Origin of the sequence: Pseudobacteroides cellulosolvens ATCC 35603 = DSM 2933, assembly GCF_001262605.1 — a bacterium.
Taxonomy (GTDB): domain Bacteria; phylum Bacillota; class Clostridia; order Acetivibrionales; family DSM-2933; genus Pseudobacteroides; species Pseudobacteroides cellulosolvens.
Map to the genome: position 1 here is coordinate 132,596 of NZ_LGTC01000001.1, position 15,010 is coordinate 147,605.

At 34.7% G+C, this 15,010-nt stretch carries 15 protein-coding genes; 4 read left to right on the top strand and 11 right to left on the bottom strand.

The window, feature by feature from the left end; all coding sequences use genetic code 11:
• Window positions 1-24: 24 nt before the first annotated feature.
• Window positions 25-327 (bottom strand): carbohydrate-binding protein, encoded by a 303-nt coding sequence (locus tag Bccel_RS00700; protein WP_036939790.1) that lies wholly within the window; start codon window positions 325-327, stop codon window positions 25-27.
• Window positions 328-638: 311 nt separating this feature from the next.
• Here Bccel_RS00700 and Bccel_RS00705 point away from each other — a divergent pair, with 311 nt between their 5' ends.
• Window positions 639-1,082 carry a cell wall hydrolase gene (locus tag Bccel_RS00705; RefSeq protein ID WP_036939523.1) on the top strand — a complete coding sequence of 148 codons (444 nt, stop codon included), beginning with the start codon at window positions 639-641 and terminating at the stop codon, window positions 1,080-1,082.
• A 114-nt stretch (window positions 1,083-1,196) separates the two neighbouring features.
• On the top strand, window positions 1,197-1,658 hold the full coding sequence (locus Bccel_RS00710) for a hypothetical protein (protein ID WP_050752950.1): 462 nt from the start codon (window positions 1,197-1,199) through the stop codon (window positions 1,656-1,658).
• Window positions 1,659-1,986: 328 nt separating this feature from the next.
• Here Bccel_RS00710 and Bccel_RS00715 read toward each other — a convergent pair whose 3' ends face one another.
• The 10 genes from Bccel_RS00715 to Bccel_RS00760 all read right to left on the bottom strand — a co-directional run bounded on the left by Bccel_RS00715 (window position 1,987) and on the right by Bccel_RS00760 (window position 13,219).
• Window positions 1,987-3,591, bottom strand: a complete 1,605-nt coding sequence (locus tag Bccel_RS00715) for a spermidine synthase (RefSeq protein WP_036939526.1) — start codon at window positions 3,589-3,591, stop codon at window positions 1,987-1,989.
• Between the two features lie 68 nt (window positions 3,592-3,659).
• Window positions 3,660-6,116 carry a DUF5050 domain-containing protein gene (locus tag Bccel_RS00720; protein ID WP_050752951.1) on the bottom strand — a complete coding sequence of 819 codons (2,457 nt, stop codon included), beginning with the start codon at window positions 6,114-6,116 and terminating at the stop codon, window positions 3,660-3,662.
• A 19-nt stretch (window positions 6,117-6,135) separates the two neighbouring features.
• Window positions 6,136-7,818: an extracellular solute-binding protein gene (locus Bccel_RS00725; protein ID WP_036939529.1), complete on the bottom strand. Its 1,683-nt coding sequence runs from the start codon at window positions 7,816-7,818 to the stop codon at window positions 6,136-6,138.
• Between the two features lie 120 nt (window positions 7,819-7,938).
• Window positions 7,939-8,871 (bottom strand): hypothetical protein, encoded by a 933-nt coding sequence (locus Bccel_RS00730; RefSeq protein ID WP_036939532.1) that lies wholly within the window; start codon window positions 8,869-8,871, stop codon window positions 7,939-7,941.
• Between the two features lie 187 nt (window positions 8,872-9,058).
• Window positions 9,059-10,405, bottom strand: coding sequence for a CCA tRNA nucleotidyltransferase (locus Bccel_RS00735; protein WP_036939535.1), 1,347 nt, complete (start codon window positions 10,403-10,405; stop codon window positions 9,059-9,061).
• Between the two features lie 192 nt (window positions 10,406-10,597).
• Entirely contained in the window at window positions 10,598-10,975 is a 378-nt protein-coding gene (locus tag Bccel_RS00740; RefSeq protein ID WP_152965884.1) for a GerW family sporulation protein, read from the bottom strand.
• A complete protein-coding gene (locus Bccel_RS00745; RefSeq protein WP_036939538.1) occupies window positions 10,965-11,618 on the bottom strand; it encodes a DUF2953 domain-containing protein in 654 nt (217 codons plus the stop codon). Before Bccel_RS00745 ends, Bccel_RS00740 begins: the two co-directional genes overlap by 11 nt.
• Before the next feature lie 2 nt (window positions 11,619-11,620).
• On the bottom strand, window positions 11,621-12,049 hold the full coding sequence (locus Bccel_RS00750; protein WP_036939540.1) for an anti-sigma factor family protein: 429 nt from the start codon (window positions 12,047-12,049) through the stop codon (window positions 11,621-11,623).
• Window position 12,050: 1 nt separating this feature from the next.
• Window positions 12,051-12,626, bottom strand: a complete 576-nt coding sequence (locus Bccel_RS00755) for an RNA polymerase sigma factor (protein WP_036939543.1) — start codon at window positions 12,624-12,626, stop codon at window positions 12,051-12,053.
• Between the two features lie 233 nt (window positions 12,627-12,859).
• Window positions 12,860-13,219, bottom strand: coding sequence for a DUF5362 family protein (locus tag Bccel_RS00760; RefSeq protein WP_036939546.1), 360 nt, complete (start codon window positions 13,217-13,219; stop codon window positions 12,860-12,862).
• Between the two features lie 275 nt (window positions 13,220-13,494).
• Between Bccel_RS00760 and rpsB the strand changes: the two genes are divergently transcribed.
• Window positions 13,495-14,250 (top strand): 30S ribosomal protein S2, encoded by a 756-nt coding sequence (gene rpsB, locus Bccel_RS00765; protein ID WP_036939548.1) that lies wholly within the window; start codon window positions 13,495-13,497, stop codon window positions 14,248-14,250.
• A gap of 93 nt (window positions 14,251-14,343) precedes the next feature.
• Window positions 14,344-14,991, top strand: a complete 648-nt coding sequence (tsf, locus tag Bccel_RS00770; protein ID WP_036939550.1) for a translation elongation factor Ts — start codon at window positions 14,344-14,346, stop codon at window positions 14,989-14,991.
• Window positions 14,992-15,010: the final 19 nt, after the last annotated feature.

The window sequence follows — 15,010 nt, forward strand, 5'->3', positions numbered from 1 at the left end:
AAACCAAATACACTTTGTGGTTTTCTACAGCCTTGATTGTATTTCAAATGTATAATTCCGTCCGCCGTTATTGTCCCAATTGTCAGCACAATCTTTAAATGCCAGTTTGAGAGGTTTGTCATCCGATATAGGTAAATTGGCTTCGAAGCCTTCTTCGGTCTTTTGCATTTTTATGTCTTTAGTATTTTCCCAATTATCACCATATCCTACGTGCATATATACTGAATGAGCTCCTGAGTCGCTTAATATGCCTTTGTAAGTTACTGATGCATCATCACCTTTGACAACGACATTCGGGGTTATATAAACACCGTTTTTATAGTACATGTTATACAAATTTATTCGCCTCCAACTATATAGAATTTGCAAATATTAAATGAAATTAATATAAGAATCAATTGGTCCTTATATTAAAGCATGAATGAAAAATTACTTTCGCTTTCTACGAAGGTGCTGACGAGATAAGTCGACACATGAGTAAAATTTATAGCGGAAGTTATTTTTTGATCATGATTAATTTATAAAAGTGCTTAATGGCACTTATCATTTAGTATTGGTCATAAAAAAATAATTATTCTTTGTATCATAATGGTTGTTATGTAAATATAATATATAAAACATAGTTTAAGGTGGTTAAGATGGCATATTCAGAAAGAGAGTTATTTGCAAGGCTCATTAAATGTGAGGCTGGTGGGGAAGGCCTTAACGGCATGAAAGCAGTTGCTACTGTTGTCATGAATAGAGTACATGTTGCCTACGGCGAGTATCTGAGAACCGGTCAGGGGAACTTAAGGAGAGTCATTGAGCAGCCGTATCAGTTTACATGTCTTATGCCGGAGGCTTATGGGGAAGTAAATCCCCAAACAGTCTGGTCCAACGAGCCTGAGCAAATTCATTATGAGGTTGCAGACTGGGCTCTTGCCGGTAACCAACACTTTGGAGCCGGAGATTGTCTTTGGTATTATAATCCTTATAGCCCCACTTGTTCCAATTACTTTCCTTTCAACAGAACAGGAAGTTACTATAACAGGGTAGGAGAGCATTGTTTCTATTTACCGACCCCACGATATGCAGAAACATAAATTTTTATATAAAAAACAATTAGGAATATACTTCAAAAGATAATGAGTAAAAAGGAATACATTTCTTGAAAGTATCATTAAAATCAAAAATATATTAAACGAGGAGGAATTTTTGTGATATATCCACCTTTTATGCGTCCATGCGGTAATACTTACAGCAATGGCACAGCTGGCATGCAAAATTTTAGTACCAACGGAACAGAACAAATGCAAGGTATGGTGCCGGCTGGCACAATGTCTGCAGGTGCACTTCCTGCATTACCAACAGGCATGGGTACCGGCTATACACCGGGACCAGTTCCAGCACCTACAAATCAACAGGTACAGGGAATGGGCCAATCTGTTCCGATACCCCCGACTGTTCAAAGCACAATGTACACACCGGGTTTTCTTGCAACGCAGATAGGAAAATTGATGCGTGTGGAGTTTTTGATAGGGACTAACGGGCCTCTCATTGACAGAGTCGGAATTTTGATATCTGTTGGAGCAAGTTATATTCTATTAAGACCTACAGGCTCTGATGATGTTTTATTGTGTGATATCTACTCAATAAAATTTGTAACCATATTGCTTTAATGATAAACAAAAGAGTTGAATATTAAATTTGTAAAAATAATTGTTTACAAGCACCAATTAATAAAAAAAGAATAATATATAGTATCATAAATTTATGGAGGTAATCAATAATGTCTAATGGTTTATTTAAAGGATTTTTAGGTGACAACAGCGAAATATTATTCTTCATACTCATTTTCTTGTTATTGTTCTTCAATGGAAGAAACTATGATGTCTGCGATTGATAATGTAATATCTCGTAGTACTTAAAAAGTTAAGGAGATAGAATTGACTATCTCCTTGGCTTTTTTTTTATGCTTAGGTAATTATGGCACCTATATTTTGTTCTTTATTTCAAGTATTGCATGATGTTATCCCAAAATCCCTTACCCGAATTGAGTTCATTCTTGAATGATTCCAATTCATTGGCAACAATCTCATCCAATACTTTTTGCCCCATGATTTCAACCGGTGCCACTTCATCTGTAAAAACCAGTTTGGATTCTTGTATCTCTGAAAGATTTGATTTAACATATTCGCAAACCGATTTTAAAGGGCTTTGATTTTCCATTTTTTCTGAGTTATCAATAAAATAGTTTAGGGAATTAGTATCTCTTGAAGCAAATACTATTGTGTTAGTACTGTTTTTTAGTTCACATTTATATACCTTTTCCATTTGACTCTTAATGGTTTGGCAAATGTAGTCGTTAATCTGGGAGTCTTTTTTTGAGCGGATATTGATATTTACAACAATAACACCCCCAGGTTTTAAAGTTTCTTTCACAAGTCCGAAAAATTCTTTGGTAGACATATGGAATGGTATTGTTATGTCATGATATGCATCTACCATTATGAGGTCATATTTCTTGTCTTTATGGGTGTTTAAAAATGTCCTTCCGTCATTTATATAGATATTGGCCTCATCTTCCTTCAAACTAAAATATCTTTTCGAAAGGTCAACTATTGTTGGGTCTATTTCAACACCATCTGTCTTGGTGTTAGGAAAGAAGTGTTTAAGCTGTTTTGCATAAGTACCTGTTCCAAGTCCAAGTATTAAAACATCTTTGCCGGATTTAAAGTCGGTATCTTTCATAAACAGGGGAGCCATAAGAGCATAGTCATAGTATAAACCTGTTACGGTACTGTTTTTTTTGTAAATAGATTGAACACCGAAGGCTACGTTGGTGGAAAGTATGACGGACTTTGAATCCTCCGATACCTGCAGGTAATTATACAATGACTCACCCTCATAAATAATGTTTTGCTTCCAAAATGCATATGAATCATGAAAAGGTGTGACAGTCAGTACTAATACTATAAAACTCGTTATAACAGACTTTGCAAGCCTTGTTTTCTTGGAAACAAAGTAGTAAAGGCAGATTAAATTTAGGATCAAAGAAAATATTAGGAATGTTTTACTTGTTCCAACTAATGGTATAGTTATAAATGTTGGTATAAATGTTCCTATGATGCTTCCGATGGTTGAAAGGGCATAAATTTCGCCTGCTGTTTTACCGCTTTTATTAATATCGGTAATACCTAGTTTTACCAGGTATGGAGTCACCATGCCAAGTATGACAAGAGGTATGGAAAATATAATGAGGCATGATAGTATTGATCCTGAAACAACAAGGTTGTTAGGAGAAATCCACATAAAAATTGTAACTGATAGAATAATTATATATTTTCCAACAAAGGGAATAAGTGCTATATAAATAGCAGCAGTCCATATAAGTGCATAAAGCCTGTCCATGCTATTATGTTTATCTGCAGACCTTCCGCCTAGTATGTTACCGAGACTTAAGGATATCATAATAAGACCTATTACTATAGTCCATATTATGCTTGATGTACCGAAGGTAGGTGCAAGAAGTCTTGTTGCACTAAGTTCTACAGCCATTACTGACATTCCGCAAAAGAATGAAGTAAGATAAATGTAAATATTTTTACTCATGATAACCCCCATAATTTTTACTTTTATTATTTGTATAATTTTAACGCATTATTAAACTTTAGTCATGATCAATCAGTTACAAAAATAAGTTGATAGTCGCTAAAAGAATTGTTTTTATACTGGGCTGAGGGTTTGACTAAAACCTTATAATCGCCTGGATTTAACTCAATGGTTATGTTTTGAGTGGTATATTCGCTTTCATCCTTAATTATGCTTTTTGCGATATCATTACCACTTTTATCAATTAGTGAAAGATCCAAGGCTGCAATGGTACTTGTTGTATAAATTGATATTTCATTTAATCCTATAATTGTAACCTTGGTTTTAGTGTTTAATGTGAAATTAAAATAGTCAAGATCCTTTGCATCTTTAAATGTTCCTATCATATTAGTGTTTGGAAAGAAATCATTGGCTTTTAAAATTGTATTGTTGGGTTCTGATTCCTCATAAGCTTCATCAACGCTGCTTGCAGCCGAAAGTGGGATTATTGATGCAGTCGGAAATAACTTTTTTACACTGTTTATTGGAACCGCAAAGTTAATATTCTGTGAGTCTGATATGGACATGGTTGTTATGCCGATAACTTCACCATATGAATTTATCAGAGGACCGCCGCTGTTGCCGGGTGATATTGAAGCATCGGTTTGTATATAGCTTACACCGAAAATTGTTCTTAGTTCACCGCTCACGATACCTGTTGTAACTGAGTTTTGGAGCTGAAGGGGATTTCCTATAGCCACAACTTCTTCACCAAGCTCAAGCTTGTCGGAATCCCCAAGGTCTAAAACAGGCAGGTTGGAAGCATTCTTCACCTTTAATACTGCAATATCTCTTAATGTATTATAATTTAAAACATAATCAACATCATATGTTTTTGTTTTATCTATGCTGCATTTTATCGTAAAGGCTCCTTTTATTACATGGTAATTTGTTACTATAATTCCGCTGCTTTCAATGTTAAATCCTGTGCCTGAACCAATTGGTTCGCCGTTTTCATCAAAGGTTTTTATAAGGAAGATAGCTCCTGTATTTTTTGCAATGTCCTTTGGAGATAAGGTCGTTTCTGGACGTAGAGTTGATGTTATTGCTATAGGCTTTGGAGTAGTGAAGGTGGTTCCTGGCATATAGATGGGTATTGCCAGAAAAGGACCTTCATTATCCATGTTTTGCCTGACAGAGCCATCGGTCATTACTCTGAATTCCTTTGTTTTGAGGTTCGCCCTAATGTCGGTATCCATATCACTGATTGATTCTATCGGTGTTTCAAATATATTGCTATCTGATGAACTCTTTGGCAATATATAATTTGTATAATATATCCAGTGGCCTGATACATTCAAGCCGCCTTTTACTTGATTAGCTATCTTTTTCTTTCCGCTTCCATCCTCGTTTGTTTTATAGAGATTTCCTTCAAAATCATTATAATATAGTAAACCGTCTGAGGGATTGATGCAATTTACCTCAGTACTTATAAGCTTGTTTTTATTGGTTCCGTCAGTTTTAATTACATAAATTCCACTATTACTATAGCTGTCCATGCTAAAATAAATCTTGTCTTTATCATCGTTAAAACTCATGTATCCCGTCGATTCTTCGCACAAGACAGAATAATCCTTACCGTTAGTTCGCATGCGACAAATATTGCCATCATTTATAAAATAAATCCATCCATTTGAAACCATTAAATTTGAGGCGGTATAATTACTGATTTTCTGTCTACCTTTACCATCGAGCCTTATTTTATATGGTCTGCTGCTATCTGTGTTATTGATGTAATAGATCCAATCATCTACAATCAAGGCACATGAAGTAGTATCTGAGGCCAGCTTTTCAGCTGATGTTCCGTCGGTTTTCATTCTGTAAAGTGTTTTTCTTTCAGATTTTACAGGATATTTGTCCGAGTTAACAAAATAAATCCAATCTCCTATAACATTTATAAAGGATACAGGATTCACATTGATCTTTATTTTTTCAGATGTTCCATGTTTTATCTTATAGGTACCAAGATTGTAAAAGGATATGTAATCATATTCACCGCTTGAACATACGAATCCGCCATTAACAATATTTCCGGTGGTATTGTATGTCTTCTCAACCCAACTATCGGTGGAAATGGTAATGGTGCTGGTAGAATTGTCCCATTCTACTTTTGAACCCAAGGCTTCTCCAACAAACCTCAAAGGAACCATTGCTTTGCCATTTATCATGCGAGGACTTGCATCCAACATTACCTTGGCATCATTGATAAATCCTGCATTATCTCCGATTTTAAGCTTAATGACCTTGCCGCATCTTGTTGCTGTTATGGACTTTGTTTTGGCGTTCCATTCAACATACGCATCCAGGCTTTCAAATATATCTCTCACAGGAATAAGTGTCCTTCCTGATGAAACTACAGGTGCAACATCCATAGTGAGGGCTTTTCCCCTTACTATGACTTTAATTTTTGCCGGGGCAGAGTAGGAGCTGAATGAAACTATCGACTGCAATAACAAAAAAGCAAAGACTATAATGATTTTTTTCATTCTACACCTCAAAATAGGTTTATTTTATGTAAATATCATCAACATAGGTTTTGACTTGATCTTTAAATATTCTTATAGCTTCATCTCTGGATTTGATTTTTCCTGCCAGATAAGACCGCATAATGTTAATATATACATTTTCTATTATAGTATCGTATTGAGTCAGTAGTTTCCCATTCACCTTTGGAGTTAAGGATAAGAATATTTTGTAGTTATTTTGGCCTGTTATTTTGGAAATATTTTTTGAGTCAGATGAAAGCTGGTTCATCAAGCTTTTGTGATTGGGATGATCCTGATTTTCAATGCTCCACTTCTTCATAAGCTCCTGATTGGAGGTAAAAGCTTTAATGAAGTCAAAAGTGTTTTGCTTATTAGGGCTCTTTGAATTAATTCCAAACCACGTACCACCCCAGAATCCTTGATAAGGCGGATTTGCCAGTGCCCATCTTCCTCCATTGGCAGATTTCTTGTCGTTACAACCAATAATCCAGGGAATACCCCATGTTGGTATAAGCCAGCACATGGATGTTGCATCATTTGCTATGGCCACGGACCAATTAGGAGACCACCTCTCAAGGCCGGATTCATATTTATTATCACGCATTTTTTTTGCAAGATCCATAAAATCAAGCATCTTTTGGTCCATTACAAAATTATTGTTGCTTGAGACCCAGCCTTGTGATCGTGAACCCAGAAAGGAAATTAACAGTTCTTCAAATGTGGGGAAGAGGGTAACTTTTCCACCGCTTTTTGACTTTAACTTTGCAGCAGTTTCAAGAATCTTGTCAGGGGTAGAAATCATATTGGATATTTTTGCAGGATCATTTGTACCTAAATATTTTAGAGCCAATTGTTTTTTAAATCCAATTGCTATAGAAGTTATTTGATGGCTTAAAGCTCTTAATACACCATTTTTGTCTTTTCCTACATCAATGGTGTATTGATACATATTACTTGTAATGTTCTTGGATTTCTCGGTAAGATTGTCCAAAGCACCTGGCATATCAACAAATTGTTTTACAAAGGCAGACTCAAGTCCTACTACATCAGGTGTACCCGACCCGGATTTGAAGGCTGCAGTAAGTTTATTCTGATACTGCTGATCTTTATCGGGAATTAGTGTAAGGTTAACCTTTTTGTTAGGGAATAGGCTATTATATGCATCTACTATGTAAGGTCCTTCATCCTTATTGAAGTACCAGAATTCAATAGGGGAATCAGGTTCTGTATTAGTTGGATTTGTTGCTTCTATGTAGCTGTTATCCAATGAAGTATCAATTTTGTCACTTAATAGGACTACAGTGCTTGAGGCTTTGTTCCAATATACCCGCACACCAAGATTTTCAGCTACAAATCTGGTAGGAACAAATGTCCTTCCGTTTTTTACCTGAGGTGCTGTGTCAAGCCCAACGTTTTCACCGCTTACTGTTGCTTGCGGGCTATTAATAGTAAGTACAATATTTAATTCACCCTTTGTACCAGTGACAGTATTTGAATCTGCATTCCACTCGACTGTAGCTCCAAGAGCTTCAAAAATTGCTCTAAAAGGTACCATAGTCCGGCTGTTGCTTATAAATGGGTCGGCATCAAATGCCAAAGTTGTACCGTCGAGTGCAACCTTTATTTCCGATTCAGCTAAAGAGGGAGCAATAGATGAGAAAATTAAAATCAGTGAAACTGCGATGGATATTAATCTTTTCATTTCAAGTAATCCTTTCTTGAAAACATATAAGTGTATTAGGGAATGATTAAATATTAATAATCATATAAACAAAAAGGGGACATCTGCAATAAAGCTTGTCCCCTTTGTATCAAATCAATATTATTTTTTGTTGAGTTTAGTATCTATCTCTGTGGAATATACTTTCTTTGCATTTTTGCCATCAACCTTAAAAATTTCAATTGTGGAGGTATTTAAATTCTTACCTTCAACTATTATTTCCATATTATTGTCATTGTCTATATCAAGAACCATTGGTGCTAAATAAATGCATTCTTTAGCAGGCTTGGACTTTGAATATTGTTCGCGTATAACAATATTCTCTTCTTTACCGTCTATAACTTTGTTAAGTACAACCATTGAGTACGTTCCCTGACCTTCTTTACCTTCACTTTTAAACCAGGTCGCTGTGTTATAATCATATGCACTTACAAGCTTTTCAACAATTCCGTCTCCATCAAGATCTATTTCAGCTGATTTTTTAATGGATATATTGCTATCAGATAATTTGTTTTTATCAAGAACGTCTTTAACAATTTTTCCATAGGTTATGAGGTTTGATCCTGACGAATTTGGAACTCTTGGCAATGCATTCCAAGGACCGCTGATTCCAAGCTGATATATGAAAACTTTTGCGTTAAGTTCATCATTGTTGGAGTATGGGAAGTCCTGAGCAATATCAATGGATTTGTCTTCTTTGATCTTGGGTTTTATACCTGTTCCCAAAACTGAGTCATATGAGTAGTAGGTAAAAACTTCATCACCTTTTAGAAGTTTTTGAGAATCAGCTGCTTTAACCCATTTTTTGTTCTTTAAATCAAATGCACCAAGTATGTTCCCTCTGTTTACTACAATTGAAATATCACTTTCCGGTTTTTTGATACTCAAAGGATCAATTGGAGTTGGTGTGGGCTGGGCAGCAGAAGCTGACGGCTCAGGGCTGTTGGTGTTAGCATTATTGTTATCAGAGCTGCAAGAGGTAGTTACAGCTGAGAGTAATACTAACAGTGATATAAGTAGTAAGTTTTTTTTCATTTTTGGTTGCCTCCTGTAATATATTATTATGAGATAATACTAATTTGCAGTATTATTTAAAAAGCAAATATTGCCAACCATAAAGCAAATTAGGGTAACATTAAAATTATATACCTAATAAAAGTACATTACAATCCCCTTATTAAAACTATTATTTGTTTGCTTGCGGCTAACTGTCAGAATTATACTAATGAATATTTAAAAAATGGGACCTTACAATTTGACATAATTGCGAATATGTATTTAGTTCAGGGCTTTCTATCACCATATCCAGCAGCTTGTTTAAAATAAAGCCAATATCTTTGCCTTGTTTAATGCCAAGTTCAATAAGATCATTACCTTTAACTGCCAAAGCATTCAAGGTGTAGCATTCATTTGATTTAATTATTCTTTCCGATAAACATCTTATATTGTCTAATTCAACAAGCCTTGGTTCAAGATAAATTAAATTTTGTGCCCGCATATCTGCTTCTTTAACCTTTAACAGCATGAAAAATATTTCTTTTCCCATTATTCTTAATGCACTTTTTATTGATTTAATGTCACAATCAATTTTCATATCATGATACTGAACTAGTTTTAGTATAAGGTCGATTGACTTATTATCAAACCTAAGTCTTTTTAATATATCAAGTGATAAATCCATACTGACTTTCTGGTGACCGTAAAAATGGTCTGTTCCTTCCAAATCGGTGCTTTTTGTAATTGGTTTGCCAATATCATGAAGCAGCATTGCCCATCTGAGAACTTTATCATTCTCAATGCTTAATACAGCATTAATTGTATGCTCGGAAACGCTATACATATGATAAGGATTGTTTTGCCGCACTCCAATACAGTTTTCAAATTCAGGCAGAATGAATTTCAGAAGACCTGTATCATGGAGTAAAAGAAGCTTATGTGGATTTGGAGATACAAGCATCTTGGTAAGTTCTTCCCTAATCCTTTCGGGACTTATATTATTAATAAGTTCCTTGTTTTCTGATATAGCTTTTAATGTTTTTGATTCTATTTGAAAGTCAAGCTGAGCAGAAAAACGAATTGCTCTTAGCATTCTAAGTGCATCTTCCTTAAATCTTTCGTCAGCGTTTCTTACAGCACGGATGATTTGGTTATCAAGGTCTTCCATGCCTCCAAAATAATCCATTATTCCCGAGGCTGGATTATATGCAAGAGCATTTATGGTAAAATCCCTGCGGCTTAAATCGTCCTTCAATGAAGTAGTGAACTCAACCTTATCAGGCCTTCTGTTATCAGAATACTCACCATCAATCCTGTAAGTGGTTATCTCATAGTTTTCATTATTGATAACGACAATAACTGTGCCGTGTTTCAGACCAGTGTCTATGGTTTTGACAAACAGTGCTTTCGTGTCATGGGGGAGAGAATTTGTCGTTATATCCCAATCTTTAGGTTCCTTGCCGAGGAGACTGTCCCTAACACAGCCGCCTACTACGTATGCTTCATAACCTTTATTGTTAAGTTTTGCTATAATATTTTGTACATCTTCCGGTATAAATAAATCCTTTTTCATAACATCCTTTCCTTGGCTGCTTGTTTTAATGAATTAATTATACCATAAGAAAACAGTGCGGCAAAGACAGAGCAAAATCCCCTGCAATTATCCAACCTTGATTGTTGCGGTGAGAAATTGTGGATTAGAATACCCCATAATTTCCTGGACATAGAAAAAAAGCTATCGGGGTGACCGACAGCTTTAACATATTTATAATTTCTCTTCCTTATCGCTATTCTTATCACAGTTTATATGTGAAACTATATCAGGTACCATTTCAATGAGCTTATCAAGACCGCCTGTTTTTTTGATTGGCAGAAGCTGCACATCATCGCCTTTTATTACCAGCACTGCTGTAGGGGCTACTCTTGCACCCATGCCGGAACCGCCGCCAGTGCCGTTTGCTCCCTTGGGATCTTTTCCGTCACCGCCGCCTGCACCTAATCCGAAGGTGACTGTCAGAAATGGAATTATTGTTGTTTCACCGATTTTGATAGATTCACCTACAACTGTTTTGGATTTTAAGAAGTTCTCCAACTTTTCAAAAATCATGTTTATGTTTTCGTTTACATTTAAATCAATTGACATATGCTTTTTCCTCCTTGGAAAATAATATTTTTCTTACATTTTTATTGAAAATTGTTTTTAACCCGATAAATACTATTGCGATCAATATCAGTCGTCCCTTTATAAGAAAGTTACCCTCTAATATTTCTTCTTCGAATACTGCATTCACATTAACATCATATTTCATAAAAAGCGGCCGCATTATGTTAAAGGATGCAAGGGCTACTCCTGTATAAAATGGGTCTTCAAAACCATACCTCCCTTCAAGTTTGAATTTTTGTGGTTTTATATGATAAAAAAGCTCTTTTACAGCTTTCATCATGTGTTTTAAAAAGTTCTTGTCCAAAAACCTGCCGTTATTTTTTCCTGGTTTCTTATCTTTTTGCGGATTATCCGATTCTATCTTTAATGATTGCTTATCTTTTTTCCTTTTGTTAATTCCAAAACGAATATTTAGTAATCTTACATATAACATACTTTTTCTGCCGTATCTTTTGGAAAATACAAATCCCAGTAACCCGCAAAGCCAACTTCCGCTTGCCTTTATAAAGATATCTTCGTGTTTTCTGGCAATTACAGAATACCTAAATGGGATGAATAAAATTAAGAGTATAAAAATCAAAATTAATATGCAAATAACTTTTAGTACAAATAAAATAATCATGTTTATGACCTCGATTGTATAATTTTGATACTTTTTTTTATAGCCTTTCCTGAAGCACTATATATGAATGAGGAGGACTTCCTTATGCCTTTTTCCAGGAACTTCTTTCCTGGAAGATAGTTCATATACATATTTGAGTTTTCTATGTTCTTTTTCTGAAGTTCAAGAAGCTTTTTTATGCCGAAGTCACTATTATCATCAACCATGATATTGTCAATAGTTTTTTCCCGTATTGATTCCAGCTCAACAGGAAGCTCAATTTCATCAGCATTAATTTCATTAAGTTCCCAGAAAAGAAGCTTTAACATAGTTAGCTCCTTTTTGCATTTTTTACACACTTTAATATGTTCGTCAACAAATATTCTGTCTAAATCATCTATTGTTCCTTCCAAATAGTCATGCAGTAAAGCTGTATCAAACTTACAGTCCATCTTATACCTCCCAGATCCCTTTTTTAATAAGGTTTTCCTTAAGAATATTTCTTCCCCTATGTATATAGGTTTTTACAGTACCTTCGGGACAAGACATCAACTCGCCTATGGCTTTGTAGCTGTAGCCCTTTATATGCCTTAGTATTATTGCCATTCTCATTTCATAAGGCAGCTCTCTAATGGAGTTTTCCACAATAATTTTTGTGTCCTGATATATGAGCCGGCTTTCTGTATTATCTGACGAAGCCAGCTTTAGTTCTAAAGGCTCATCTTCAGGAATGATACTCTCATTGAGCGATATGTTATCGGTATTATTTTTCTTTAAAAAGTTTATACAAGTATTGACTGTGATTTTCTTTATCCAAGGAAGCAATGCCCTATCTTCATCAAAGCTATCAAGAGATTTAATAATTTTCATGTATATTTCCTGCACAAGATCCAAGGAATCATCTCTAGACGGTGCGTAAAAGTAACATATTTTATATATGTAGCGTTCATATTTTTGGATTAAGAGATCATAGCCTTCTCGATTTTTTCTCTTGCAAAGATTAACAAGTTCCTTATCTGTTACCTCCAAAGCTACACCCATCCTTTGTAATAATTTGTTTAATTTTGCTTATGTATATAAATACAATCCAAAATTAAAAAAGTTTCAAAAAAAATTAAAAAAATTAATTTTTATATTAAAAAAATTATTTAGGTATAAAAAAACGGAGAAAATCTCCGATTAGAATTAAAGACATAAATCTTCCAGGCAGCAAGGCTCCAATAGTACATGTGAAATTATATTAAAGAAGCTTATAGAGACAATTATATAGTTCCTGAAAGCTTTAGGATTATTCCTGTAATAATTCCTAAAACGAGGATACATAGGCTAATTGAAAATATAACACCTGTTAGCTTAAAAAATATATTAAGATTGTCAATTGCATTAGTTAAATTATAATAACTGTTAGATTGTGAGAAGTTCTTCATATTATCATATGCCCTAATTATTTGGCGTCCTGCAATTATAAGAGGTATGCCTGCAATTGCTGTTATAATACCTACACATAGTATTGAGCCGAAAACTATATATAGAATTCCCACATTTCTGACCCAGCTGCATAAAGGCTTACCCTGTACCACTGAAAAATCTGCTGAACTTTTTAGGAAATTAATATCTTCCATAAAATCCTCCCAATAAAAAATATTAATTGTAATATAATAGTAGTCCATACTTGATATAATTTCAAGTATGCATCAATTTATAAGTTTTGCAATAGGCTAGGAGATTTTAAAAAATAAATTATTATTTGTTTGAAATGGTTGATAATATAATTTTCTTGTGTTATACTATTTAACGGTAAAAATACGCACACCGACTGATTTCTGGAAAAGTGCTCCTAAATGAGTGTTCCTGAAAGATGAAGAGGTGGAGGTATAACTAAAAGGAGGATTATAAAATGTCAGTAATTTCTATGAAACAGTTATTGGAAGCAGGGGTTCACTTTGGTCATCAGACAAGAAGATGGAATCCTAAAATGGCGGAGTTTATCTTTACAGAGCGTAACGGTATTTACATCATCGATTTACAGAAGACTGTAAAAAAGGTAGAAGAAGCTTATTACTTCATTAGAGAAGTAGCAATGAACGGACAAGATATATTGTTTGTAGGAACAAAGAAACAGGCACAGGATTCAATCAAGGAAGAAGCTTTAAGAAGCGGACAGTACTTTGTTAATGCAAGGTGGCTCGGCGGAATGCTTACAAACTTCAATACTATCAAGAAGAGAATTGATAGATTGAACAAATTGGAAAGCATGGAAAAAGATGGGGTATTTGACGTTCTTCCTAAGAAAGAAGTTATAAAGCTTAAGAAGGAAATGGTTGATCTTGAGAAGAATCTTGGCGGAATAAAGAACATGAAGAGATTGCCTGGAGCTATGTTTATAGTGGATCCTAGAAAAGAAAGAAATGCTATTTTAGAAGCAAAGAGACTTGGAGTTCCTGTTGTTGCTATTGTAGATACCAACTGTGATCCTGATGAAGTTGATTTCCCAATCCCAGGTAATGATGATGCTATAAGAGCTGTCAAATTGATCACAGCTAAAATAGCAGATGCTATTCTTGAAGGCAGACAGGGTGAACAATTAACAGATACTGCAGCGGCAGCTGTTGAAGCTGAGGAAACTGTTGAAGTAGCAGTTGAAGCTGAATAATATTGATTAGATTAATCAATTTTGATAAAAATAAAATAAAAATAAATCATATTAAAATAAATATTATATTAATATTTTTATGGAGGATTTACTATGGTTACTGCAGAATTGGTAAAGCAGCTCCGTGAAAGAACTGGAGCCGGAATGATGGATTGTAAAAAGGCTCTTACGGAAGCTAACGGAGATATGGAAAAAGCAATAGAAGTTTTGAGAGAAAAGGGTTTGGCAGCAGCAGCAAAGAAATCTGGAAGAATAGCAGCAGAAGGATTGGTAGAAGCTTATATACATGGCGACGGAAGAATCGGTGTACTTGTTGAAGTTAATATAGAAACAGACTTTGCAGCAAAGAACGAAGAGTTCAAAGCATTTGTAAAAGACGTAGCAATGCAGATCGCAGCTGCAAAACCTGAATATGTTAGACGTGAAGAAGTGCCTACAGCAACATTGGAAAAAGAAAAAGAAATTTTAAAGGCTCAAGCTTTGAATGAAGGTAAGCCTGAGAAAATAGTTGAGAAAATGGTTGAAGGAAGAATAGATAAGTATTATAAAGAAGTATGTCTCTTAGAGCAGCCATGGATAAAGGATAATGACAAAACAATTCAACAGCTAATGACAGAAAAAATTGCTACAATCGGAGAAAACATAAACATCAGAAGGTTTGTAAGATTTGAAAGAGGCGAAGGTATTGAAAAGAAACAGGAAAACTTTGCTGACGAAGTTATGAAACAAATCGGTGGCTAATATTAAAGCAAATAATAAT